Genomic DNA, 24413 nt, shown 5'->3' on the forward strand with positions numbered 1-24413 from the left:
TCTCCACTCCGTGTATCCGCTGCACAGGGAGACGGGCGCGGCCCACATGGATAACACGAATCAGTGACCCGGTCATCAGGGTCACGGTTAACCGGGCCGACGAACGGGCACAGGATCGTCATGCGCATGTCGGTTCGGCTCAATCTGCCCCGCGAGGTGGACAGCGTTCCCGCCGTGCGCCGGCTGTTGCGGTGCGCCCTGACGATCCTCCGCGTGGATCGTCAGGCCGGCGCCGATCTGGAGATCGCCCTCACCGAGGCGTGCGCCAACGTGGTCAAGCACGCCGACGGGGCGAACAGCTTCGAGGTCCGCCTGGACGTCGGCCAGGACCGCTGTTCCATCGACGTGATGGACGACGGTTCCGGTTTCGACCCGGCGGCGGACGCCGTACCCTCGCCGACCAGCGAGCGCGGGCGAGGTCTACTCCTGATCAAGGCGCTGGGCGAGAACGTTCGCATGCACTCCAGCCCGCGCAGTGGAAGCCTGATCCACTTCGAGAAGTCCTTCGCCTGAGGCCTGTCGCGCCGGGTCGCCCCCTGGGTGGGGTACCCCGGCGCGATTTGCTTGCCGTATAACAAATAACCGATCGTTGCCGTCCGCATGCCGACCTTTCGTCATGCGTGTCGACTTCGGCACGTCAGGTTCGCGTTCGTCTGCAGGTCGCTTGAGAGAGGAGTCTGCAATGTCTGATCAGCCGGCACCCCTCGGCTCACTCCTGCGGGCCGCGCCACCCGATCGCCTGCCCGAGGTCGCCGCCGAGCACCTCCGCCGCCACTTCTCCGCCGGAACCGTCGAGGTGCTCCTGCCCGACCTCACCGGCACCCGCCTGCACCCGCTGCTCGGTGAACCCGAGACCGCCGACACCACCACCGCGATGCGATGCTTCGGCAGTCAGCAGCCGAGCCTGGAGCGCGCCCCGGCCGGTAACGTCCGGCTCCATCTCCCCCTCGCCTGCTGGGGCGAACGGGTCGGCGTGCTCCGCGTGGAACTGCCCGCCCCGCCCGCCGACGATCTGTCCGAACGGCTCGCCGCGGACAGCGACGACCTGGCCACCGCGCTGCTGGCCGCCGAGACGGCCACCGATCGCTACCACCGCGCCCGGCGCCGCGGCCGGCTCACCATGGCCGCCGAGCTGCAGTGGGACCTGCTGCCCGGCCGGGCCCTCGGCGACGAACGGTTCCTGGTCGCCGGTCAACTGGAGCCGGCGTACGACGTGCGCGGCGACCACTTCGACTGGGCGCTGGAGGGCGACCGGCTGACCGTGACCGTGCTGAACGGGCACGGCGACGGGATGGAGGCCGCCCTGCTCACCTCCTTGGCCGTCAACGCCATGCGCAACGCCCGCCGCTGTGGCGCCGACATCGTCGAACAGGCCGAACTGTCCTCCGACGCGATCCACTCCCGCTACGGCGGCACCGTCCACGCCGCCACCCTCCTCCTGGAGATCGACCTGGTCAGCGGTGGAGTGGCCGCGGTCGACGCCGGATCGCCGCACTGCCTGATCGCCCGCGGCAGCGAGATCGAGCAGGTCCCGCTGGAGGAGCAGCTGCCGCTCGGCATGTTCGCCGAGGCCCACTACGAGATCCAGCGATTCCAGCTCGAACCCGGCGACCGGATGCTGGTGGTCAGCGACGGCGTCCACGGCGCGGGCCCGGCAGGGCTCTCCCGATTCGGCGAGTCCGGGCTGCTCAGCGCGCTACGCCGGACACGGTTGCAGCCCGCCACCGAGGCGGTCGGTACGGTGTTGCGGGGCCTGCGCGAATACCATGCCGGGGCAGAGCCGGACGACGACGCGGTGATGGTCTGCCTGGATTGGCGACGCTGATCGTGTTAGAGCGGGGCCGAACCGGGTATACATGCAGGTTCACGGACCGCCGACTTCCGATGACGGGGATACGGGATGGATCGTGCCACCGAGATCGCCGCGGCTGTCGAGTCGTCGGTGGAGGCGCTGGTGGCCGTCCTCGAACGGGCGCGGCTCGCTCAGCAACCCACCGTACCGCCCGCCCAACTGCGTGTACTGACCATCGTCGCCGGTAACCGGCACACCAACATGAGCCGGCTGGCCGAGGCCCTGGACGTGGTGCCGTCCTCGGCGAGCCGCCTCTGCGACCGGCTGGAGGCCACCGGGCTGCTGCGCCGGGTCGCCGACCCCCGCGATCGTCGCGAGGTCCGGCTGCTGCTCACCTCGGCGTCCCGGCGGCTCCTCATCGACCTGCGGGAACGCCGGCAGGCCGCGCTCGCCGAGGTGCTGGAGCGGATGCCGGCCGGCGCGCAGCAGGACCTGTTGCGGGCGTTGCAGGCCTTCGGGGCGGCGGCCACCGCGCCGGAGGCGCCGGGCCGGGAGAACCTCCAGAGCGCCTGACCGGCCCTTCCTCGGCCGCTGCTCCCCCTCGCGGCCGTCACACCCTGCGAGGTCCACTCACCGCCGTCACGGGCTGCGGCCCCGCTCGCCGCCTTCACGGGCTGCTGGTTGCGCTCGCCGCCTTACGGGCTGCCGGTTTGCGCTCGCCGCCTTCACGGGCTGCGGGGTCCGCGCGCCGGGCTTCGTCGGCTGCGGGTTCGCTCCTGCCCTGGCCCTGCCGGGGCGGTGCCATGGTCCCGGTAGGCTTCGGCGGGTGCGTATCGGCATCGTGATCCTTCCCGACCAGCGCTGGACCGTCGCGAGCCGGCGCTGGCGACTCGCCGACGAGTACGGCTTCGACCACGCCTGGACCTACGACCACCTCGGCTGGCGTGACCTGATCGCCGGGCCGTGGTTCGACTCGGTGCCCACCCTCACGGCGGCCGCTCTGGTCACCTCGCGGATCCGCCTCGGGACGTATGTGGCCACGCCGAACTTCCGGCACCCGGTGCACTTCGCCCGCCAGGTCACCGCCCTCGACGACATCTCCGCCGGCCGGATCGTCCTCGGCCTGGGCGCCGGCGGCACCGGCTTCGACTCGGCGGTGCTCGGGCAGCCGGAGCTGACACCCCGCGCCCGGGTCGACCGGTTCGCCGAATTCCTGGAACTGCTCGACACCATCCTGCGGCAGCCGTCGACCACCTGGTCAGGTGAGTGGTTCTCGGCCGTCGACGCCCGCAGCACCCCCGGCCCGGTCCAGCAGCCCCGGCCGCCGTTCGTGGTCGCCGCCAACGGCCCGCGGGCGCTGCGCCTGGCCGCCCGGCACGGCGACGGCTGGGTCACCACCGGCCCGCAGCAGGCGGACACCGCCGAACTCTGGTGGAAGGAGGTGACCGTGCTCCGCGACCGGTTCACCGCGACGCTGGAAGCGGCGGGCCGCCCCCTGGACTCGGTGGACCGCTACCTCAACCTGGACACGTCACCGATCTTCTCGATGAGCAGTGTGGAAGCCTTCACCGACGCGGTCGGGCGAGCTCGCGAACTCGGATTCACCGATGTGATCGCACACTGGCCACGCGAGTCGAGCTGGTACGCCGGCGACGAGAAGGTGCTGGAGGCGGTGGCCGCCGAACTGCCCCGCCTGCGCCTTTGACACTCACCGTCCGCACCTTTGAGGCCTGCCGGTGGCGCCTTTGAGGCCCGCCGGTGGCGCCTTTGAGGCCCGCCAGCCGTGCCTTTGAGGTGCTCCGGCCGTGCCTTTGACGCCGGTCGTGCCTTTGACGCCCGTCGTCCGGAAAGTATTTCCCAGTCCAATTCGGACTGTTAACGATTCAGCGAAGATCGAGTGGGATTTCTCACCCGGGCACGCTGAGGAGCAGCGGTCACCCGCCGTGCCGGGCCTGCGCCGGCACGGCGACAACGGCACGAATCAGCGGCCGTGCGCGGCCCGGTAGGCGTTGCTGACCTCCTGGGGAATGCGGCCCCGCTCGGAGATTTTGTGCCCGTTGCTGATCGCCCACTCGCGGATCAGCCGGTTCTCGTCACGCGAACCGGCGGTGCGGACCGGAGCGGCGCCACGCGACGGGATGCGCCCCGACGTGGACCGGCCCAGGCGGGTGCCCGCACTGATGAACGGATCCAGAGCCTTACGCAGCTTTCCGGCATTGGCCTCGGAAAGGTCGATCGTGTAGCTGACGCCGTCGAGACTGAACTCGACAGTCCGATCCGCCTTGTTGCCGTCCAGATCGTCGATCAGGGTGGTGATTACCTGCCGCGCCATAACGACTCCCGAGAAGAATAATTCAACCGCGCCCAGTCTGGCGCCCAACCGGTCCGCGGCGCAACTCCTGACCGCGATCCGGCAATTCTTTCCGGTCGGTTATCGGAATGGGGCCGGGAATGGGAGCCGAATCCGTCAAAGCCCGGTTGGCCGAGGGCCGGGTTCCCACGTTAGGGTCGGCGCCATGCAGGACGAGCAGGCCGCCTGGCGGGAGCAGCAACGGCACGCCGTGGCCGTTCGCGCCGCCGCTCTGGAGGCCGACCGGGCCGCTGAGACACGCCGGGCCGAGGCACTGCTCGACGACTTCGTCCACCGGGCCGGCGAGCTCGGGCTGCGACCGCACGTGCTGGCCGCGCGGAGCCTGGACGGACGATCGACGTACAAGACGCACGTCCGCGGGTGGTATCTGAAATCCGACCGCTCCGTCGCCGTCGGCGAGGACGGAGGCTATTACGTGCTCACCGTCAGCCCGTCGTTGCGGGCCCGGTTCGCCGGCGCCGACCTGTCACCCAGCGCCGCCCGCCTGATCGTGGGCGCCGGTGGTGGTGACGGCGACCCGATCCCTCTGGCCACCCTGCTGGAGCGCCGGCTGACAGCCGGTGACCGCTGGCCGTGAGGGCCCTGCCGGCGGCGGTGGCCGCGATCCTGCTGGCCACCCCACTCTCCGGTGCCCCGGCCGCAGCCGCCCCCTCGACCACCACGGCCTCCCGCCAAGCGGTCGCCTCCGCGCACGGGGCGGCGCCGCTGAACGGCACGGCCTCCCGCCACGCGGCTACCTCCCGGCACGGGGCTGGCCCGCTGAATGGCACGGCCTCACGCCACCCGGCCACCTCTGTGCACGCGGCGGGCCCGCTGAACGGCACGGCCTCGCTCGGCCGGGCCGCCTCGCTCACCACCGGTTCCCAGTCGGCTGCCGAGGTGCCCTGTCCCAAGCCGAGGATCGCGAAACCGAGCGCCCCACCGCGGCCCAGACCGCCGGCCGAGGTCGCCGAGGACATGACGGTCGGTGGCCAGGCTCTCGCGACGCACGGGCTGGTCGTTCCGGCGGGCAGCCCGGCCCCGCCCGCCCTGACCGCGACCACGTGGCTGGTCGCCGATCTCGGCACCGGCGAGGTGCTCGGCGCCTGCGGGCCGCACGTGCACCAGACCCCGGCCAGCGTGCAGAAGATGCTGCTGGCCGCGACCGCGATCGATCAGCTCGACCCGGCCCAGAAGATGAGGGTGACCGAGGGCGACCTGGACATCGAGCCCGGCAGTTCGGCGGTCGGCCTGGTCGTCGGCGGCACCTACTCGATCTCCACGCTGTGGCTGGGCCTGATGCTCAACTCCGGCAACGACGCGGCCAACGCGCTCGCCCGGCTGGCCGGTGGCGGCGGTCCGGACGGCCTGGCGAAGACGGTTGCGGCGATGAACGCCAAGGCGGCCTCGATCGGCGCACGCCAGACCCATGCGGTCACCCCCTCCGGCCTGGACGGCGAAGGACAGTTCACCAGCGCGTACGATCTGGCGCTCATCGCCCGGGTCTGCTTCGCCAGCGATGACTTCCGCAAGTATGTGCTGACCAGGTCGGCGCGGATGCCCGCTCAGAAGAACCCGAAGGCCGGCGGGTTCCAGTTCCAGAACGAGAACAAGCTGATCTACAACTACCCGGGCGCGCTGGGTGGGAAGACCGGCTTCACCACCCTGGCCCGGCACAGCTACGTCGGTGCGGCCACCCGCAACGGCCGTACCCTGGTCGCCACCCTGCTCGGCGCCGAAGCCCGTCCCCTGCGCGGCTGGGAGCAGGGTGCCGCGCTGCTCGACTGGGGTTTCGCACTGCCGGCCGGCACGTCGGTCGGCAAGCTGGTCACCCCGGAGGAGGTGGCGGCGGCCGAGAGGGCCGCGCTCGTCACTCCGGAGAGAACGGCCGCCGGGGCGGGTGCGGCGGTCCAGGCCGCTCATCCGGGAGGCCCGACCGCGCTCACCGTGGTCGCCGCCGTCGCGGTGGCGGCCGCACTGACCGCGATCCCGCTGCTGCTCCTGCTGACCCAGCGCCGTCAGCGCCGCCTACGCAAGACCGAATAGGGACCGGCCACCCGAAGACCCGGAGTCCGGCTGAGCGAAGGCCAGACCGGAAGACCGGAAGCCGGCCGGGCGAAGGCCGGACCGGAGATCCGCTGACCGGCGCTAGGCGAAGGCCAGGCCGAAGAGCCAGAGCACCGCGATCAGCAGGGCCGCGGCCAGCTCGACCAGTAGGGACAGGCCGACCGCGGCGATCGCGGAGCGGGTCGACGGCCAGGCGCGTTCGGAGCCCAGGCGGCGCAGTTCCATCAGCCAGACGCCGAGGATGAAGCCGAGCACCAGGCCGATCACCGGCACCGCGAAGAAGCCGATCAGGCCGAGCACGCCGCCGACGGCAACGGCTGAGGCGGGCACGCCGGTGTCCTTGAGTTTCTTGCCCGGCCACACGAACTTGGTCACCAGGCCGAGGCCGGCGATCAGTGTGGCGAGCACCGCGACGAGCAGCCGGGCGCCGCCGGATCCGCCGCCGAGCAGCGACCAGAGCAGCACCCCGCTCCAGGTCAGCAGCAGGCCGGGCAGCACCGGCACGAGAACGCCGAGCACCCCCGTCAAGATCACCAGGCCGGAGATGATGGTGACGGCCCCGCCCGTATCGCTCAGATCCATGCGGCACACCTTGCCGCACCGCACCCGGAACTCTCAACCGGGTCCCTCACCCGCCGATGGAAGGCCAACGCGAAAGCGGGCGAACGCCGAACGAGCGGAAGCCGGCGAGCGGCACGACGAACGAAAGCGCAAGGGGACGGACCCCCGGGGAACCGCAAGCCGACGGCCGACCGCCCACGGGGCCGGAGGCCGAAGTCGCCGGGGCCGGGACCGAAGCAACCGGTAGGCAACTGTCCGTGACCGGTACGCGCACCCTCCGGAGTTGAAAGTTTCTCCTGTCAGCCGGTGCCCACCCAGCCAGGGGCGCCGACGAGCAACCGGGGGAAACCAGATGACCAGCACCGTGACGACCGCTGCCGACTTCGCCGCCGACACCGCCTCCGCCACGCCGGTGCTCACCGTGCGCGAGCAGGAGGACCTGATCCGCACGCACATGCCGCTGGTCGGCCACCTGGTGCGCGACATGCTCAGCCGGATCCCGAACCACATCCACCGGGACGATCTGACCAGCGCCGGTCTGCACGCGCTGGTCACCGCGGCCCGCGGCTGGGACCCGCAGCGCGGAGTGCCGTTCCACCGTTTCGCCGGCACCCGGATCCGGGGCGCCCTGCTCGACGAGCTGCGTGCGCTGGACTGGGCGACCCGTTCGGTGCGGTCGAAGGCCCGCAACACCGACGTCACCCGGCAGCAGCTGACCACCACGCTGGGCCGTACGCCCACGCCGGAGGAGCTGGCGCAGGCGCTCGGCACCACCACCACCGACCTGCACCAGACCGACACCGACGTGCAGCGGGCGACCGTGCTGTCGTTGCAGGGCTTCACCACGAGCAGCGCCGACGACCTGGTCACCGAGCGTGAGCCGGGCCCGGAGGAGATGCTGCTGCGCCGCGAGCAGATCGGTTACCTGCACCACGCGATCGGCTCGCTGCCGGAGCGTCTCCAGACCGTGGTCAACGAGTACTTCCTCCAGGAGCGCCCGATGGCGGAGATCGCCGCCGACCTGGGTGTCACCGAGTCGCGGGTATCCCAGCTGCGCGCCGAGGCGCTGTCGCTGCTGCGCGACGGCCTGAACACGCACCTCAACCCGGAGATGGCGCCGGTTCCGGACAACCCGGAGAGCATCACGGCCCGTCGCCGCGCCACCTACTACGCGAACATCGCCAGCAGCACCACCCTGCGCAGCCGCCTGGCGATGACCAACGCGCACGGTCACACGGCGATCGGGCGCGGCGCCCAGCCGTACACGGCCGCCTGACCTTCTCGACGAGCATGGGCTCGGCGTCCACGGACGCCGAGCCCATCACCGTCTCCGCGGTTTCCCGCGGACGGCCGGCACCGGAGCGGTCACCCCAGTTCGAGTGAGGTGACCGCCCAGATCCCGGCGCGGTCGATCTCGGGGACGCCGCCGGTGTACATCCGGGCCGTGTCCCAGGCGGCCTTGAGCCCCGCCCGCTCGGCCAGCTGGGTCGCCGGCCGGTGGTCCGCCGGCACGTCGATCATGACCGGCATCTCGTCCCCGCCGGGCAGGCTCAACGCGGCCAGCAGTGACTCGGCGATCTCCGGCGAGTCGGCGAAGAGCGGCCCGATCCGGTCCACGTCGCCGGCGGACCGGCGGGCCGCGAACCCGATGACCGTCCCGCCCCGCCGCGCGACGACGGCCCGGCGCCCGGGCAGCGTGATCCACAGGGCGAGGAAGGCGTCCCGCTCGGCCGGGAAGAACCGCCGGTCGTAGGCGGCCAGATCACCGAACCCGACACTGCGGGCGTCGGTCACCTCGATCCCGGGATCGCGTCGCAGCCCGCCCAGCACACCCTGATAGCGGGTGGTGGTCCAGGCGTCCCGGAAACCCGACTTGCGATAGTTGGGCTGTTGCGCGACGACGCCGTCGAGGCCGATGTTGCGCCCGGTGAGCCGTTCCATGCCGGCCCGCCAGGTGCGGTACCCGAAGCCGCGCCCCCGGAACTCGGGAACGGTCAGGTACAGCCCGATGAATCCGTGCCCCGTCCCGTACCGGATCGCGGCGATGGACGTGATCGGCTGCCCGTCCAGCCGCCCGACGAGGAACCCGCCCGGGTCCACCGGGTAGAAGGCACTCTCGTCCCCGTCGCCCGGGTTCCAGCCCTCGGCCACCGCCCATCCGGCGATCACCCGCACATCGTCGGCGCTGGCCGCCGACACCGTGAACTCCGCCACTGCCACCCTCTTCCACCGCGCCCGCCCCGGCCCCACCCTCGGCGATCTTCAACGATCCACCGCCGGAAACGGCACCGGATCGTCGAAGATCGGACCGACGTCAGGCGAGGGAGGACAGCACTTTCGGGAGGTCGGCGGTGTGCAGGACCCCGAGCCGGCGGGTGGCCCGGGTGACCGCGACGTAGAGGTCGGACAGGCCGCGCGGCGACTCGGCGATGATCTCGTCGGGGGCCACCACCAGGACCGAGTCGAACTCCAGCCCCTTCGCCTGGCGGACGGTCATCAGGGTCACGTGGTTGAGCAGGTCGGGCTGCTCGCCGACGGCCGCGCCCGGAACGGCGGCGACCAGGTCGGCACCGAGTGGACCTTCGAGGCGGTCCGGGACGAGGACACCGAGACGGCCCTCCTCGATGAGGGCGGCCTCCTTGCGTACCTCCGCGATCAGCTCGTCGGAGAGGGTGAGCGGCGTCACCCGCCGCGCCCACGGTGTCACGCCGGCCGATCGCACCGACCGCGGCGGCCGCAGCGCGGGGTCGACGGCGGCGAGCACGTCGGCCGCGACCGCCATCACCTCGGCCGGCGTGCGGTAGTTGACGCTCAGTTCGACGATCCGCCAGCGCTGTGCAACGTACGGCTCGAAGACCTGCTCCCAGCTGTTGGTGCCGGCCAGCTCGGAGGTCTGTGCCACGTCACCGACGGCCGTGACCGAGCGGCTCGGGCAGCGGCGCATGAGCAGCCGCCAGGCCATCGGGGACAGTTCCTGCGCCTCGTCGACGATGACGTGACCGAAGACCCAGGTACGGTCGGCGGCGGCCCGTTCCGCCGCGGTCCGGGTGTCGATCACCTCGTGACGTTCGACGAACGCACCCGCGTCGACGACGTCGAGGGCGGACAGGATCTCGTCCTTCTCGGCGCCCTCGTCCTCGAAGTCCAGGGACCGGGAGCCTTCGACGATCTCGAGGACGCCTTCCGCGTACTCGATGGCCTCTCGTCGCTGACGCTGCTGCTCGCGGAGTTTGAGGGTGTCGTCGATGCCGAGGAGTTCGGCGAGTTCGTCGAGAAGGGGGACGTCGGCGGGCGTCCAGCCCGCCGAACGGTCCCGCAGCAGTTCGGGCGGCAGCCCGGCGGACTCCAGCCGGCCGGCGTCGCTGAGCAGGTCGCGCAGCACCTGGCGCGGGGTGAGGACCGGCCAGAAGTCGAACAGCACCTGCTGGACGTCGATGTCCTCGCGCAGCTCGCGGCGGGTCTCGGCGAGGTCGGCCTCGGAGAGCAGGTTGTCGCCGCCGAGCGGGTCGGCACCGATCCGGTCGGCGATCTGCCGGGAGAGCTGGTGGATGGCCTCGGTGACGAAGATCTGCCGGGCGACGTTGTGCGGCCGGCCGGAGCGGCGGGCCGCGGTCCGCGCCGCGAGCAGCACCTCGCGCTCGATGCGCAGCGGATAACCGTCGTGGTCGACCTCGACGAAGTCGTCGGGCAGCGTCTGCCGGTCGGCGACCGCGTTCTCCAGGGCGTCGAGCATGTCGACGCCTCCCTTGATCGCGGCGACGGCGGGCGGCTCGGCGGCGCGCGCGCGGACGCCGGGGAACATGTCGCCCAGGGTGGCCAGCAGTACGCCGGTCTCGGCGAGGCCCGGCAGCACCTGGGAGATGTAGCGCAGGAACGTGGTGTTCGGGCCGAGGATCAGCACACCGCTGCGGGTCAGCTGCTCGCGGTAGGTGTAGAGCAGGTAGGCCGCCCGGTGCAGGGCGACCGCGGTCTTGCCGGTGCCCGGGCCACCCTGGACGACGAGGACGCCGGGCAGGCTGGAGCGGATCACCTCGTCCTGCTCGGCCTGGATGGTCTCGACGATGTCGCGCATCCGGCCGGTCCGGTTGGCGGTCAGGGCGGAGAGCAGCGCGGCCTCGCCGGTCACGTCCTCCCGCCCGGTGCCGTCGCCGGCCTCGATGTCGAGGGTCTCGTCGTCGATGCCGGTGAGGATCCGGCCGCGGGTGCGCAGGTGCCGGCGGCGGGTGACGCCCTCCGGGTGCACGGCGGTGGCCAGGTAGAACGGCCGGGCGGCCGGGGCGCGCCAGTCCACCAGGAGCGGACCGGCGTCGCGGTCCTCGGCGAAGAGGCCGAGTCGCCCGATATAGCGCGGACTGTCCGCGGAGAAGTCGAGTCGCCCGAAACAGAGCCCGTTCTCGACGGAATTGAACTGTGCCAGTTGTTCGGCATAGTGGGCGCGGGTCGCCTCACGCTGGGTGCGGCCCTGTGGGGTGCCGCCCGCCTCCAGGAGGATCGCGCGCAGCCGGTTGTCGGCCTGCTCACGCAATTGATCCAGGCGCTGGTAGAGCGTGGTCAAGTACGCCTGCTCAGAATCGATGTCGGCGCTAGAGCTTGACAAAGTCGCCCCTTTTTGTGGTATCATTCCGGCGTTCGGCAGCCATTCTTATGGTTGCCTTTTTCTTTGCCCGTGGAGCATTCGGCAAACGACCAGAATAGCCGAGGCCCGGCGGGTTACGGCCGCGGGCGCAAGTGTCCGGAACCCGTCATCGACACGCCGGGGCCGTTACGCCCGGCGGGCAGCCGTCATTAACCGGAACATGGACAACAGCCACCCGAAGCACCTGCGGCTGGGCGCCGTGGCCCTCGCCGCGGTCGCCACCCTCACCCTCGCCGCCGCCTGCACCGAGGAGACCCCGGAACCGGAGCCGGCCGGCAACGCCGCGGCCGCCGCGGCCGAAGCCGGCGGCCCCCAGCCCAAGACCCTGGACGGTGCCAAGGCCGCCGCGCAGGTCGTGTTCGACCGGTTCAGCGGCGGCGACTTCGCCGGAGCCTGGGACATGTACACCGCGGCCGGCAAGAAGGCGATCAGCAAGGACGACTACGTCAAGCTGAACACCGCCTGCTCCCGCAAGGGCCTGGCGATCCAGCTGACCAGCGCCCGGATGGAGGGCGCCGACAAGGCCGTCGTGATCGCGAAGCAGCTGGTCGCGGCGCAGTCGTACACCATGGTCTACGAGCAGGACGCCTGGAAGCTCGAGCCCGCCAAGGAGGGGCTCAGCCTCTACAAGATGGGCGCCACCAAGGCGATCGCCGCCCAGAAGAAGGCCGGAACCTGCGCCAACTCCTGAGTTATTGGGGCCCGCCGCGAACCGCGACGGGCCCCGCTCTCCCGCGAGGTCTAGGCGGCCACCAACGGCAGGCCGTCCGGGCCGGTCAGGGCCAGCCGGGTACGCAGCGTCCCCCGGCTGGCGATCTTGTCGTAGTACGCGGCCCGCCGCCGGGCCACACAGCCTTCCTTGGGCGGGCTCTGCGCCGCGAGCGCCGGGTCCAGGTGGGTGTTCAGCCCGTCCCGGAGCAGCACCAGCGCCTCAGCCCGCAGTTGCGACACCCGCGACTCGCTGACCCCCAGCTCGGCCGCGATCTGGGCCATCGGCCGCTCGGCGTAGAAGTAGCCCTCCACCACCACCCGCAGCCGCTCCGGGAGCGCGTCGACGGCGTGCCGGAGGTAGCCGAACCGTTCCCGGCGCAACAGCATGTCCTCCGGGCCGAGTCCCGGCTCGGTGACGATGTCGTCGGCGGTCGCGGTGGCGAAGCCCTGGAGACTGAAGACGGTCGCGCGGTGCACGTCACCCTCGCCGTGCTCGATGTCCTCGACACTGCAGCCGAGCTTGTCGGCCACCTCCTGGACGGTCGGGGTACGGCCCAGCGCCGCCATCAGCTCCTCACGTGCCGAATCGGCACGCCGGGCCCGCTGCCGGACCGAGCGGCTGGCCCAGTCGAGCCCGCGCAACTCGTCCAGCAGCGCACCGCGTACCCGGGCCGCCGCGAATCGCGGGAACGGCACCCCTCGCTCCGGGTCGAAGCCCCGGGCCGCCGCCACCAGCGCGGCATACCCGGCGGACAGCAGGTCGTCCCGGTTGACGTGCGAGGGAACCCGGGCCAGCATCTCCCGGACCAGATGTCCGACGAGCGGCATGTTCGCCCGGACGATGTCCTCGCCACGCCGCTCGACAGCAGGTGTCTCAACACTCATCGGGGGTCTCCTCAGGTACCGGCCGGTCAGGGGGGATGTCCGGCGCTGAGGAGAAAGATGGGGCGCGTTGAGTGCGGACCGGTTCGCCTTCGGGTGCGAACCGGTTGCAGACGAAGCCGAGCTAGAATGATCAGTAATCGACCATTCGGAGTTTCCATCTTCATGACTTCCTTCACCGAGCTCGGCGTGCCCGCCGTCCTCAACACGGCGCTTGACCGGCTCGGGATCACCACCCCGTTCCCCATCCAGGCGGCAACCCTGCCCGACTCTCTGGCCGGGCGTGACGTGCTGGGCCGGGGGCGTACCGGTTCCGGCAAGACGTACGCCTTCGTGATCCCGCTCGTGGCACGCCTCGCCGCCGCGGCACGCAAACCGCAACCCGGCCGCCCACGTGCGCTGATCCTGGCGCCCACCCGGGAACTGGCCACTCAGATCGAGGCGACACTGCGCCCGCTGGCCGACGCGGCCGGTCTGCGTACCCTCGTCGTCTTCGGCGGCGTCGGTCCCAACCCGCAGATCAAGGCGCTGAAAGCGGGCGTCGACGTGCTGGTGGCGTGCCCGGGCCGGCTCGACGACCACATCCGCAGCGGTCACGCCTCGCTCGACGCGGTCGAAGTGACCGTCCTCGACGAGGCCGACCACATGGCCGATCTGGGCTTCCTGCCGGTGGTGCGGCGGCTGATGTCACAGACTCCGGTCGGCGGTCAGCGGCTGCTCTTCTCCGCCACCCTGGACAACGGGGTCGACGTGCTGGTGCAGAAATTCATGCGCCGGCCCGTCACCCACCACGTCGACTCGGCCGCCCAGACGCCGGTCGAGATGGACCACCACGTGCTGCACGTGCGCGACGACGACCGGTTCGGCATCCTCGTCGAGCTTCTCGCCGCGCCCGGCCGTTCGGTGGTGTTCACCCGTACCAAACGGCGTGCCAAGGTGCTGACCCGCCAGCTCAACGCGGCCGGTGTGCCGGCTGTCGAGCTGCACGGCAACCTCGCCCAGAACGCGCGTAACCGCAACCTGTCGGCGTTCTCCGACGGCAGCGCGGGCACGCTCGTCGCGACCGACATCGCCGCCCGCGGCATCCACGTCGACGACGTCAGCCTGGTCATCCACGCCGACCCGCCGGTCGAGCACAAGGCCTATCTGCACCGGTCCGGCCGGACCGCGCGGGCCGGCGCCCGTGGCACGGTGATCACGCTGATGACCGACGAGCAGCAGGCCGACGTACGGGACCTGGCCCGCAAGGCCGGCATCCGCCCGGTCACCACCCGCACCCGGCCGGGCGACGCCCTGCTGGCCCAGCTCGCGCCGGGTGAGCGCATCTTCGTGACACCCGCTCCCCCGGCCGCGCCGTCGACACCGTCCGGTCCGTCCCGCCCGGCGTCGCCGGAGGACAGCACCGGTTCGGGCGGCCGCTCCCGGTCCCGCCGTCCGCGGCGAGGCCGTGGCCACTCCACGACCGAGGGGGCGGCGCCCGCGGCATCGTCCACGGGTCAGGGCCGCCCGCGTGCCGGCGCCGCCGACAACGGTCAGGGTTCCCGGCGACGGGGGTCCGCGGCCGGGTCCGGGCAGGCCCGTGGTTCCGGTTCAGACCACCGCTCGGGTACGCCGCAGCAGCGCGCCACCACGGCCGGAGCGGGCACGCGTTCCGCTTCGCCGCGTTCCACGTCCACCGCTCCGTCCACGGGCGGGGGCGCGGCTGCCTTCTCGTCACGGGGCGGGGGCCGGCGTACCGGTCGTTGACGGACGCCCGTCCCACCACAGCACCACCGATCGCCGCCCGTCTGTCGACGGGCGGCGATCCTCGTTTCCCCCAGACCTACCGCACAGCCGGACCCTGCTCACCGCCCGACCCACCCTGAAACCCTCGCCAACGCCCAGCTCGACGCCGGCATAGCGCGGGGCGGGGGCTCATGCCCGGCTGGTCCCCACCGCTGCCTCAGACGCGCTGAGACAACGGTGACAGCCAGCCAGCCCCTTCGGGCTGGTCCCCACCGCTGCCTCAGACGCGCTGAGACAGCGGTGACAGCCAGCTGGATCTTTCGGGCTGGTCCCCACCGCTGCCTCGAAGGTCCGGAGACAGCGGTGACGGCCAGCCGGGGGGGTGGCTGGGGGCGGCAGGGCGGGGATCTCAGGCCACAGCGGCAAGCCGCAGCCCGGGGGCCGAGGAAGGGCCGGGGCGGCGAGCCACCGGGGCAGGCCGGGGCGGCGGGTCGGGGGTCAGGCCTCTGGGACCCGGACGGCGATCTCGTCGCCGAGGGCGAATCCGGCGCAGAGTTCGAGTTCGTCGCCGCTCCAGAAGCGGCCCGGGTCGTACCAGTTGGCCTTGCGGCCGCGCGGCAGCAGGCCCATGTCCTCGTAGGTGACGGCGACGACCTCGGCACAGTACGCCTTCTCCAGGCTGGCCTCGCTCTCCTCCCGGTCCTGCCAGGGCAGCCGGATCTGCGGGACCCGGCCGCGCGCCCACCGGGCGGCGAGCTGCGACGTGGACGGGAAGGGGGTGCCGTCGAGGCGGGCGACGGTCTTGAGGGCCTTGTCCTCCATCGCCCGGGTGACGCCGGGGTCGAGCTGCCGCAGCCAGCCGCGCTGGCCGTAGCGCCGGGCCCAGACGGTGACGGCGTCGCGCAGATCGTGCAGCTGGACGCCCCGCTGGAATCTGCCGGACCACATGTCCGGGAGCGATCTGCCGAGCTCGGCATGCCACATCAGCGGCGGCATGTCGTCGATCACCAGGGACATTCCGACGTGGTTGACCGGGCTGTTGGTGAGGGTCTGGATGGCCCGGTCCGGCCCGGATCGTCCCCGGAAGATCCAGATGTCGCCGGTACGGGTCAGGTCGATGGCCTCGTCGAGGCTGAGTTCTGCTCCCACATGTCTATTCTCGGCTGATGCGTTGGTGGAAGATAGCGGGACTGGCGGGGCTGGCGGGAGTCGCGGCGACGGGGGCGGTGATCGCCCGGGCGGAACGCAAGCGCCGGGCGTACACGCCGGAGGAGATCCGGGGCCGGCTGCATGAGCGGGTGGCCGAGGTGGCGACCGGGCCGGAGCAGGAGAAACCCTAGTCGCGGGGCTTGGGGACCAGGTCGGTGTCGCGCAGCAGCGACCAGAGACCGGCGCCGTCGGGGGCCGCGAACCAGTTCTTTCCGCCGGAGGGCACGACTTCGGCGGCTTCCGACGGGCCGGGGACGGCGCCGGCCAGCACGGCCTGGGTCGGCGACAGCCGGCGGATCGCCACGGCTGCCACGTTCTGCGGATACTCCCGGGCGAATTCGGAATAGATCTCCTGGTCGTGCTGACCGTCGTCGCCGATGAGCAGCCACCGCACGTCGGGGAACTCCTCGGCGAGCCGGCGCAGCGACTTGCGTTTGTGCTCCTGACCGCTGCGGAACCAGCGGTCGGGGGTGGGGCCCCAGTCGGTGAGCAGGATCGGGCCGGCCGGGTAGAGGTGGCGGCTGAGGAACCGGGTGAGGGTGGGCGCGACGTTCCACGCGCCGGTGGAGAGGTAGACGACCGGCGTGCCGGGGTTGGCGTGCACCAGCCGCTCGTAGAGGACCGCCATGCCGGGGACGGCGGCGCGGGCGTGCTCGTCGAGGACGAACGTGTTCCACGCGGCGAGCAGCGGGCGCGGCAGTGTGGTGACCATCACGGTGTCGTCGATGTCGGAGATCACACCGAATTTGACGCCGGGATCGATGACCCGGATCGGTGCCTCGACCGGGACGGTGCCCTCGGTGGAGAGTTTCGCGCAGCCCCAGCCGGGGTTCAGATCGCCCTTGACGATGACGTCGAGGTATCCACTACGGTCGGTGCGGGCCTCGGTGACCGTGTTCCCGAGCTCGATGCGGACCAGGGCGCTGCTCACCGGGGTGGTGGTGAAACTGCGCCAGCCGCGGACCTTCTCCCGGCGCCGGCGGACCGTACCGGGCCTGGCCAGGAGCACCCGGGCCATCACGCGGGCCCAGCCGGAGCCGCCGTATCCCGTGTACGCGGTGATGTACGGCTTCCATCCGCGGCCACGCAGGCGGCGCTCGACCATCTCGTGGACGGCGTCCTCGATCAGGGCGGCCCGATGTATCCGGACCATGGGCGAGGATCCCCCCGCGGGAGTTATCGTCACCGTCGCCTCCTTGCCGATCCGTACCGCCCGCCCGGCCACGGTACCCGGAGGTTGTCACGGTCCGCTGGGAACGGTCGGCGGATCCGGGGTGGACATCAGGCGGCGGCGGGTAGTTCCGCCGGTGTCCAGTGCTCGGCGAAGACCTGCTGCTCGCCCGCCTCGGTGACCGGGCCGCGCAGCCGGGCGGCGGCCGCCTCGGCGCGCAGGCCGCGCAGGGTCTCGGCGGCGGCGTCGGCGCTGCGCCAGGCGGCCCGTTCCTTCTCGACGGCCCGCTGGTACGCGTCGAAGCGGTGCGCCCGGACCGCGTTGAGCAGGACCGGCTCCTGCTGGACCGGGTGCAGCCGGGGGTTCCAGCCGCGGTGCGCGTAGACGTCGTTGAGCTGGGCGATCGACAGGTCCTGGGAGCGGCACAGTTCGGTGGCGGCACGGTGCAGGTAGCGCTGACGGTCGACGTTGTCGCCGAGCTTGCGGCGGCGGCTCATCAGCGGGAACGCCGTGGCGGCGCCGGCCCGGCGGGCCTCGTCGGACGCCTGCTCGTAGGCGGCCCAGGTCTCGTCGACGGCCTGCTGGGCGGTGAGCCAGTCGGCGCGGCGCCGCTCGGCCACGTCGGCCGCCTCGTCGGCGGCGGCCTCCAGCCGGTCGGCGAGCCGGTTCTCCTCGACGGGCGGCTCGGGCACGGTCACGCCCCGGGGCAGGGCCGCGACGGCGACCGCCACGGCCAGGGCGAGCAGGATGGTGAGCCAGATCGCGGTCGCCTGCGGGACCGCGCTGAGAAAGGTTTGCAGGACGGATTCCATGGAGCACCCCAGTGGTAGGTCGATCTACGGCCGGTGGTGACGGATCCGGGAGGGGACCCGTCAGTGAACCGGGGGTGCGCGGGGGCCGGTGGCCCCCGGGGTCTCGCCACGCGGGATACGGGTGGTGAACGTCACTGTCGTGGGGAGGGCGGCGGCCTGGCCGACCGGCTCCGGCCCGATCCGCTCCGACTCGTAGATCGCCGGATCCGGGGCGGTGATCTCCGCCGCCGCGACGGCCGGCGCGGGTGCGGCGGGTGCGGCCACGGGGGCCGCCGTCGCAGGTCCGGGCAGGCGCAGGGTGACCGCCAGGGCGAGCATCGCCAGCCCGGTCAGGAAACGCAGAATCCGCTGCCCGTCCCAGGGACGGGCGGCCGGCTGCGCCACCGTGATCACGTCCATCAACCTACTGGGCACCCCTCCCGGTCGCGCCGGACGAACGCGGCCGCACCACTCGTACGGGTTGCTTCCGCGGTCACCCGGGCGAGGGACCATGGAGGGCATGGACCTCGAGATGGTGGAGCAGGTGGCCCGGCTGGACGAGTGGGTCGCCGAGGGTGACGTCGTGGTGCTCAGTGGCGCCGGCCTGTCCACCGATTCCGGTATTCCGGACTACCGCGGCCCCTCCGGTTCGGCCCGGCGCGGCTCGCCGATGACCTATCAGACGTTCACCGGCGATCCGGTGGCCCGCCGGCGTTACTGGGCGCGCAGCCACCTGGGCTGGCGCACGATCGGTGACGCGCGGCCCAACGACGGCCACCGGGCGGTGGCCCGGTTGCAGGAGCGGGGCCTGCTGGCCGGGGTGATCACGCAGAATGTGGACGGTCTGCACCAGGCCGCCGGTGCCCGGGACGTGATCGAGCTGCACGGCAACATGGCCCGGGTGGTGTGCCTGGCGTGTGGCGACACGTCCGGCCGTGACGAGCTGGAGGCGCGACTGTCGGCGGCCAATCCGGGGTTCGAGGCGGTGGCGGCGACGGTCAATCCGGACGGGGACGTGGAGCTGGACGACGCCGAGGTGGCCGGGTTCACCGTGGTCGACTGCGGGGCGTGCGGCGGGATGCTCAAGCCGGACGTGGTCTATTTCGGCGAGACGGTGCCGCCGGACCGGGTGTCCCGGTCGTTCGCGCTGGTGGCGGGCGCGCGCACGCTGCTGGTCCTGGGTTCGTCGCTGACCGTCATGTCGGGGCGCCGGTTCGTGCTGCGGGCGGTCCGTGACGGCGTGCGGGTGGCGATCGTGAACCGGGGCGTGACCCGCGGCGAGCCCTATGCGGACCTGGTGATCGACGCCCCGCTCGGGGTGATTCTCCCGAATCTTGCCCCACTTACCGTTTAAGACTGTTTACCGAACTCGGTTACCGTCTTGAAATCGAAATAGCTCGCTCGGCCCGTTGACGTGACGGCTCTCACTGAGGTTGACTGCCGAAACCGGTCCCGAAACCGGTTCCGAAACCCCGGGGCAATCAACCGGAAGCAACTGAGGAGCGAGCGTGCCGATCACCATCGCCGACGTGGCGGCCCGGGCGAAGGTCAGCAAGACCACCGTTTCCCGGGTTCTCAACGGCAAGGGTGAGCTGGACGAATCGACCGCCGCGCGGGTCCGCGCGGTGATCGAGGAGCTCGGTTACGTGCCCAGCGCCCGGGCGGTCAATCTGGCCCGCGGACGCACCCGGGTGGTGGCCATGCTCGTGCCCTCGCTGACCTGGCCGTGGATGGGCGAGGTGGTGCAGGGAGCGGTCGACGTCCTCGAAGCCGAGGAGTACGGCCTGCTCCTGTTCACCTGCAATCGCGGCGAGGACTCGATGCGCCAGTTCGGCGCCCAGGTCGCGGCCAAGTCGTTCGACGGGCTGCTGGTCATCGAGCCGGAGGGCACTCTCGACTACATCGCCACCCTGCACGCCCGCGGCCTGCCGATGGTCCTGATCGACGATCGGGACCAGATGTCCGGGCAGATCCCCAGTGTCGGGACGACCAATCACCTCGGCGCCGGCGTGGCCGCCCGGCACCTGATCGAGGTGGGCCGTCACCGGCCGCTGATGATCACCGGGCCGTCCCGGTTCGGCTGCACCCAGCAGCGCCGGGACGGGTTCACCGCGGTCTACGCGGAGGCCGGTCACCCGGTCGACGAGGACCGGATCCTGCTCGGCGACTTCACCTTCGAGCAGGGCGCCAAGGTGATCCACCAGGCGATCGCGGCCGGTGTCGAGTTCGACGCCGTCTTCTGCCACAACGACGTCTCCGCGGCCGGCGCCATGCAGGCACTGCTGGAGAACGGCCGGCGCATCCCGGAGGACGTCTCGGTCGTCGGCTTCGACGACATCCCGATGGCGGAGCACACCCAGCCGCCGCTGACCACGGTCCACCAGCCCATGCGCGAGATGGGTGAGGCGGCGGCCCGTACGCTGCTGGCCCATTTCGAGGGAACACCGCTCCCGAACCGCCCGACGATCATCCCGGCGACTTTCACCGTCCGAGAGTCCACCGTCGTCTGATCGGCGAACCGACACACACCCGATAGAAACATCGACCGGCCGCCGCGGCGGCCGGGGATCGGTGGCACCCGGGGCCGGCCGACGGCCGGTCACGCGATGCCGCACGCCCTCAGGGCACCCCTCTCACCCCTCACCACGCGATGAATTCACGAGGAGAACTCTCGATGCAGCGTCGTAAGCTTTTCGCGGTCGCCCTGGCGGGTGTGCTCGCCAGCGGCGGTATGGCCGCCTGCAGCGAATCACCCAACGCCGCCAACAAGGACAACGCGGCGAACGGCAAGGCGGCCGGCTTCCTGTCCATCGGTATGCCGAACAGCACCCAGACCGAGAACAACAACCCGTTCATCGGTTCCTCCTCGGCGACCAACCTCGGCTACCGCTGGATGATCTACGAGCCCCTCGGCCAGTGGAACAACACGAAGCCCGACCAGCCGCTCAAGCCGTGGCTGGCCAGCGAAATCAAGTGGTCGGCCGACTGGAAGACCGTCGACCTGGTCATCCGGGACGGTGCCACCTGGTCCGACGGCAAGCCGCTGACCGCCGAGGACGTCGTCTTCACGCACACCCTGATCCGGGACAGCAAGGACGGCGCGCTCAACTCGTACGCCATCCCGTACGACCAGATCACCGCGGACGGCAACAAGGTCAAGATGACCTTCAAGTCGTCGCAGTTCACCACGCACCACAAGGTCATCGGCCAGACCCCGATCGTCCCGAAGCACCTCTGGTCGACGATCGCGGACCCGGCCACCGACACGATCAAGACCCCGGTCGGCAGTGGTCCGTTCACGCTGAAGACGTGGTCGCAGACGGGCATCATCCTTGAGGCCCGTGAGAGCGGTTACTGGCAGGAACTGCCGAAGGTCAAGGAGCTGCGGTACACCTCGTACTCCGGCAACGACACCCAGCTCACCGCGCTGGCCAGCGGCCAGTCCGAGTGGAGCTTCGTCTTCATCCCGGACTACCAGCAGACCTTCATCGCCAAGGACCCGGCGAACCACAAGATCTGGGCCCCGGGCGTGCTGGGCATCCACGGCCTCTACATCAACACCACCAAGAAGCCGTTCGACGACCCGAAGCTCCGCCAGGCCATGAACATGGTCATCAACCGCACCGACATCTTCACGCAGGCCGAGGCCGGCTACTTCCACCCGGAGATCAAGAGCGTCACCGGTCTGCCGGAGGGCGCGGGTGACGCCTACATCGCCGACGAGTACAAGGGCAAGACCTTCTCGGTCGACGTCGAGGGCGCCAAGACGCTGCTGGCCGGTGCCGGTTACAAGCTCGAGGGCACCGTCCTCAAGGACAAGACCGGCGCGCCGGTCACCATCAAGCTGACCGACCCGGCTCCGTGGTCCGACTACCAGACCACCCTTGAGATCATCAAGGACAACCTGAGCAAGATCGGTATCGCGGCCGAGGTCGAGAAGCCGAACCAGAACGTCTGGGACACCAACGTGCAGAAGGGCGACTTCGGCGCCACGATGCGGTGGACCAACGGTGGCTCGACGCCGTTCGACATCTACCAGACCGTCATGGACGGCGACCTGATGAAGCCGATCGGCACCGCCGCCCAGCAGGGCAACTTCGGCCGCTTCGAGAGCCCGGAGGCGACCGCCGCGCTCAAGGCGTACTCGAACGCGACCGACGAGGCGACGCGTAAGACCGCGCTCGCCACGCTCCAGAAGATCTTCGTGGAGCAGGCCCCGATGCTGCCGATCGGCTCGGACAACGTCGGTGCCGCGTACAGCACCAAGAAGTGGGTCGGCTGGCCGTCCGACGCGGACTCGTTCGCGCCGGGACAGCCCACCCAGGCCGGTGCCCTGATGGTCGTACTGGCCCTCAAGCCCGCCGCCTGACCGTTCTGACAGGGGCTCCCCGCCCGGTTCTCCACCGGGCGGGGAGCCCGCTCCAGTGCCCACTCCTGCACGAAGGAACCCCGGCATGACGTCGATACCCGACGCTGAGACGCCGGCCGGTGAGGTGGTGCTTGAGGCCATCGGCCTGACCAAGCACTTCCCCGTCCGCCGGAAATTGCGTGATCTGTTCAGTAGGAAGCACGACGCCGTGCACGCCGTCGACGACGTGAATCTCACGTTGCGCCGCGGTCAGGTGACCGCCCTGGTGGGTGAGTCCGGCTCCGGCAAGTCCACGGTGGCCCGCCTGCTCGCCCAGCTCTACCCCCGGACCGCCGGGGACATCCGGCTGCACGGGACGTCCACCCGGGTGAAGTCCGGATCGGCGTTCCGCCGCTACTGCGCCCAGGTGCAGATGATCTTCCAGGACCCGTTCGCGTCGCTGAACCCGGTGCACACCATCCGGTACCACCTGACCCGGTCGCTGAAGATCCACGGTCACGCCGGAAAGACCGCCGAGGACCTCGAGAACGCGCTGCACGGGCTCCTGAACCGGGTGCACCTGACGCCGCCCGAGCGCTACCTCGACAAGTTCCCCCACGAACTCTCCGGCGGCCAGCGCCAGCGTGTGGCGATCGCCCGCGCTCTCGGCGCCGAGCCGGAGGCACTCCTCGCCGACGAGCCGGTGTCGATGCTCGACGTCTCCATCCGGCTCGGCATCCTGAACCTGCTGCGCGACCTCAAGGAACGCCTCGACCTGGCGATCCTCTACATCACCCACGACATCGCCTCGGCCCGCTACTTCGCCGATCAGACCCTGGTGATGTACGCCGGGCGGATGGTCGAGGGCGGCGACAGCGAGAGCGTCACCCAGTCGCCGGCCCACCCGTACACCCGGCTTCTGATCGACTCCGCCCCGGACCCGGACCGGCTGACCGCCGACGCCGACGTCCTGGAGGAGGACCGTGGCAACGGCGAGCCGCCGAGCCTGATCCACCCGCCGTCCGGCTGCCGGTTCCACCCGCGCTGCCCGATGGCGATGCCGCGCTGCACCACCGACCTGCCGGTCCGGCTGGAGATCGGCGACAGGCCCGGGCACTGGGCGGCCTGCTGGCTCTACGACGAGGCGACCGTCGCCGCCCAGCGACCCGGCTCGGCGGTGGCGTCATGAAGTTCCTCCTCCAGCGTGTCGCGTTCTATGTGTTCACCGCGTGGGCGGCGATCACGCTCAACTTCTTCATCCCCCGGCTGATCCCGGGTGACCCGGTGCAGGCCCTGATCACCAAGTACCAGGGTCAACTCAGCACGCAGGCCATCGAGTCGCTCTACGTGCTGTTCGGCATCGACAAGAACGGCAACGTGTGGTCGGAGTACGTCGACTACTGGAAGCAGCTGTTCGCCGGTGACCTCGGCCTGTCCTTCGCGTTCTTCCCGACCCCGGTGTCGGAGGTGCTGTCCGACAGCATCCTGTGGACGCTGATGCTGGTCGGCGTCACGACGATCCTGAGCTTCATCATCGGTACCGGGCTCGGCGTGCTGGCCGGCTGGCGGCGCGGTTCGTGGACCGACGGCCTGCTGCCGGTGACCACGTTCTTCTCCTCGGTGCCGTACTTCTGGCTCGGCATCATCGCGATCTACCTGCTCACCGGGCCGGACAGCTTCTTCCCGTCGGGCGGCGGCGCCGAGGTCGGCCTGGTGCCGGCCTGGGACATGTACTTCATCCCGAGCGCCCTCCAGCACAGTCTGCTGCCCGCGCTGACCATCCTGATCTCCTCGGTCAGCGGCTGGATCCTGAGCATGCGCAACATGATGGTGACCGTCTCCAGCGAGGACTACATCACCGTCGCGCACGCCAAGGGCCTGCCCGAGCGCCGGGTGGCGCTCAGCTACGCGGCCCGTAACGCGCTGCTGCCGAACGTGTCCGGGTTCGCCCTGTCGCTCGGCTTCATCGTCGGCGGCACCTTCCTGGTGGAGATCGTCTTCTCGTACCCGGGCATCGGTTTCCAGCTCTTCCAGGCGCTGGGCGCTAACGACTACCCGTTGATGCAGGGCATCTTCCTGGTCATCACGATCTCGGTGCTGGTGGCGAACCTGCTCGCGGACGTCGCGTACCTGTTCCTCGACCCGCGCACCCGTAAGGAGGGCTGAACCG

General features: G+C 71.0%; 24 protein-coding genes. 15 read left to right on the forward strand and 9 right to left on the reverse strand.

The features are described from left to right. Nucleotides 1-126: 126 nt before the first annotated feature. The 4 genes from BC793_RS05010 to BC793_RS05025 all read left to right on the forward strand — a co-directional run bounded on the left by BC793_RS05010 (nucleotide 127) and on the right by BC793_RS05025 (nucleotide 3497). Nucleotides 127-513, forward strand: a complete 387-nt coding sequence (locus BC793_RS05010; protein WP_239170111.1) for an ATP-binding protein — start codon at nucleotides 127-129, stop codon at nucleotides 511-513. A gap of 169 nt (nucleotides 514-682) precedes the next feature. Further along, nucleotides 683-1825: a PP2C family protein-serine/threonine phosphatase gene (locus BC793_RS05015; RefSeq protein ID WP_109589639.1), complete on the forward strand. Its 1143-nt coding sequence runs from the start codon at nucleotides 683-685 to the stop codon at nucleotides 1823-1825. A 75-nt stretch (nucleotides 1826-1900) separates the two neighbouring features. Further along, nucleotides 1901-2365: a MarR family winged helix-turn-helix transcriptional regulator gene (locus tag BC793_RS05020; RefSeq protein ID WP_109589641.1), complete on the forward strand. Its 465-nt coding sequence runs from the start codon at nucleotides 1901-1903 to the stop codon at nucleotides 2363-2365. A 253-nt stretch (nucleotides 2366-2618) separates the two neighbouring features. Next, nucleotides 2619-3497, forward strand: coding sequence for an LLM class flavin-dependent oxidoreductase (locus BC793_RS05025; protein WP_109589643.1), 879 nt, complete (start codon nucleotides 2619-2621; stop codon nucleotides 3495-3497). 276 nt (nucleotides 3498-3773) lie between these two features. On the opposite strand, the gene BC793_RS05030 is transcribed toward BC793_RS05025, so the two are convergent. Continuing rightward, the gene (locus BC793_RS05030; RefSeq protein ID WP_109589645.1) at nucleotides 3774-4124 is read right to left on the reverse strand and encodes a histone-like nucleoid-structuring protein Lsr2; all 351 of its coding nucleotides are present in this window, start codon (nucleotides 4122-4124) and stop codon (nucleotides 3774-3776) included. Between the two features lie 184 nt (nucleotides 4125-4308). Here BC793_RS05030 and BC793_RS05035 point away from each other — a divergent pair, with 184 nt between their 5' ends. Both BC793_RS05035 and BC793_RS05040 read left to right on the forward strand, forming a co-directional pair. Further along, nucleotides 4309-4740, forward strand: coding sequence for a hypothetical protein (locus BC793_RS05035; RefSeq protein ID WP_109589648.1), 432 nt, complete (start codon nucleotides 4309-4311; stop codon nucleotides 4738-4740). Between the two features lie 236 nt (nucleotides 4741-4976). Beyond that, nucleotides 4977-6188 carry a D-alanyl-D-alanine carboxypeptidase family protein gene (locus BC793_RS05040; RefSeq protein ID WP_239170114.1) on the forward strand — a complete coding sequence of 404 codons (1212 nt, stop codon included), beginning with the start codon at nucleotides 4977-4979 and terminating at the stop codon, nucleotides 6186-6188. 102 nt (nucleotides 6189-6290) lie between these two features. On the opposite strand, the gene BC793_RS05045 is transcribed toward BC793_RS05040, so the two are convergent. Further along, nucleotides 6291-6791 (reverse strand): DUF456 domain-containing protein, encoded by a 501-nt coding sequence (locus tag BC793_RS05045; protein ID WP_109590360.1) that lies wholly within the window; start codon nucleotides 6789-6791, stop codon nucleotides 6291-6293. Between the two features lie 331 nt (nucleotides 6792-7122). Here BC793_RS05045 and BC793_RS05050 point away from each other — a divergent pair, with 331 nt between their 5' ends. Next, the gene (locus BC793_RS05050; protein WP_109589650.1) at nucleotides 7123-8046 is read left to right on the forward strand and encodes a sigma-70 family RNA polymerase sigma factor; all 924 of its coding nucleotides are present in this window, start codon (nucleotides 7123-7125) and stop codon (nucleotides 8044-8046) included. An 89-nt stretch (nucleotides 8047-8135) separates the two neighbouring features. On the opposite strand, the gene BC793_RS05055 is transcribed toward BC793_RS05050, so the two are convergent. Both BC793_RS05055 and BC793_RS05060 read right to left on the reverse strand, forming a co-directional pair. Continuing rightward, the gene (locus BC793_RS05055) at nucleotides 8136-8984 is read right to left on the reverse strand and encodes a GNAT family N-acetyltransferase (RefSeq protein ID WP_109589652.1); all 849 of its coding nucleotides are present in this window, start codon (nucleotides 8982-8984) and stop codon (nucleotides 8136-8138) included. A gap of 100 nt (nucleotides 8985-9084) precedes the next feature. Next, nucleotides 9085-11391: a HelD family protein gene (locus BC793_RS05060; protein ID WP_109589654.1), complete on the reverse strand. Its 2307-nt coding sequence runs from the start codon at nucleotides 11389-11391 to the stop codon at nucleotides 9085-9087. Between the two features lie 175 nt (nucleotides 11392-11566). Between BC793_RS05060 and BC793_RS05065 the strand changes: the two genes are divergently transcribed. Then, nucleotides 11567-12097: a hypothetical protein gene (locus tag BC793_RS05065; RefSeq protein WP_109589657.1), complete on the forward strand. Its 531-nt coding sequence runs from the start codon at nucleotides 11567-11569 to the stop codon at nucleotides 12095-12097. Nucleotides 12098-12147: 50 nt separating this feature from the next. Here the strand turns inward: BC793_RS05065 and BC793_RS05070 are convergent, their stop codons facing one another. Then, nucleotides 12148-13002 (reverse strand): sigma-70 family RNA polymerase sigma factor, encoded by an 855-nt coding sequence (locus BC793_RS05070; protein ID WP_109589659.1) that lies wholly within the window; start codon nucleotides 13000-13002, stop codon nucleotides 12148-12150. 162 nt (nucleotides 13003-13164) lie between these two features. Here BC793_RS05070 and BC793_RS05075 point away from each other — a divergent pair, with 162 nt between their 5' ends. Next, nucleotides 13165-14745, forward strand: a complete 1581-nt coding sequence (locus BC793_RS05075; RefSeq protein WP_109589661.1) for a DEAD/DEAH box helicase — start codon at nucleotides 13165-13167, stop codon at nucleotides 14743-14745. Nucleotides 14746-15222: 477 nt separating this feature from the next. Here BC793_RS05075 and BC793_RS05080 read toward each other — a convergent pair whose 3' ends face one another. Continuing rightward, a complete protein-coding gene (locus BC793_RS05080; protein ID WP_109589663.1) occupies nucleotides 15223-15873 on the reverse strand; it encodes a hypothetical protein in 651 nt (216 codons plus the stop codon). Between the two features lie 17 nt (nucleotides 15874-15890). Here BC793_RS05080 and BC793_RS50165 point away from each other — a divergent pair, with 17 nt between their 5' ends. Beyond that, complete coding sequence (locus BC793_RS50165) at nucleotides 15891-16064, forward strand: hypothetical protein (RefSeq protein WP_170167199.1); 174 nt, start codon at nucleotides 15891-15893, stop codon at nucleotides 16062-16064. On the opposite strand, the gene BC793_RS05085 is transcribed toward BC793_RS50165, so the two are convergent. From BC793_RS05085 to BC793_RS05095, 3 genes are all read right to left on the reverse strand, one after another. Continuing rightward, nucleotides 16061-17086, reverse strand: coding sequence for an App1 family protein phosphatidate phosphatase (locus tag BC793_RS05085; protein ID WP_109589665.1), 1026 nt, complete (start codon nucleotides 17084-17086; stop codon nucleotides 16061-16063). The two genes, BC793_RS50165 and BC793_RS05085, sit on opposite strands and share 4 nt — an antisense overlap. 128 nt (nucleotides 17087-17214) lie before the next feature. Then, on the reverse strand, nucleotides 17215-17916 hold the full coding sequence (locus BC793_RS05090) for a hypothetical protein (RefSeq protein ID WP_109589666.1): 702 nt from the start codon (nucleotides 17914-17916) through the stop codon (nucleotides 17215-17217). A gap of 60 nt (nucleotides 17917-17976) precedes the next feature. Next, nucleotides 17977-18315 (reverse strand): hypothetical protein, encoded by a 339-nt coding sequence (locus BC793_RS05095; protein ID WP_109589668.1) that lies wholly within the window; start codon nucleotides 18313-18315, stop codon nucleotides 17977-17979. Between the two features lie 91 nt (nucleotides 18316-18406). Between BC793_RS05095 and BC793_RS05100 the strand changes: the two genes are divergently transcribed. The 5 genes from BC793_RS05100 to BC793_RS05120 all read left to right on the forward strand — a co-directional run bounded on the left by BC793_RS05100 (nucleotide 18407) and on the right by BC793_RS05120 (nucleotide 24409). Continuing rightward, nucleotides 18407-19249, forward strand: a complete 843-nt coding sequence (locus tag BC793_RS05100; protein ID WP_109589670.1) for an NAD-dependent protein deacetylase — start codon at nucleotides 18407-18409, stop codon at nucleotides 19247-19249. Between the two features lie 154 nt (nucleotides 19250-19403). Continuing rightward, nucleotides 19404-20405 carry a LacI family DNA-binding transcriptional regulator gene (locus BC793_RS05105; RefSeq protein WP_109589672.1) on the forward strand — a complete coding sequence of 334 codons (1002 nt, stop codon included), beginning with the start codon at nucleotides 19404-19406 and terminating at the stop codon, nucleotides 20403-20405. Nucleotides 20406-20569: 164 nt separating this feature from the next. Continuing rightward, nucleotides 20570-22264, forward strand: coding sequence for an ABC transporter substrate-binding protein (locus BC793_RS05110; RefSeq protein ID WP_109589674.1), 1695 nt, complete (start codon nucleotides 20570-20572; stop codon nucleotides 22262-22264). 85 nt (nucleotides 22265-22349) lie between these two features. Next, nucleotides 22350-23432 carry an ABC transporter ATP-binding protein gene (locus BC793_RS05115; protein WP_109589677.1) on the forward strand — a complete coding sequence of 361 codons (1083 nt, stop codon included), beginning with the start codon at nucleotides 22350-22352 and terminating at the stop codon, nucleotides 23430-23432. Continuing rightward, complete coding sequence (locus BC793_RS05120) at nucleotides 23429-24409, forward strand: ABC transporter permease (protein WP_109589679.1); 981 nt, start codon at nucleotides 23429-23431, stop codon at nucleotides 24407-24409. Before BC793_RS05115 ends, BC793_RS05120 begins: the two co-directional genes overlap by 4 nt. Nucleotides 24410-24413: the final 4 nt, after the last annotated feature.

Source organism: Actinoplanes xinjiangensis, from assembly GCF_003148685.1.
Classification (GTDB): domain Bacteria; phylum Actinomycetota; class Actinomycetes; order Mycobacteriales; family Micromonosporaceae; genus Actinoplanes; species Actinoplanes xinjiangensis.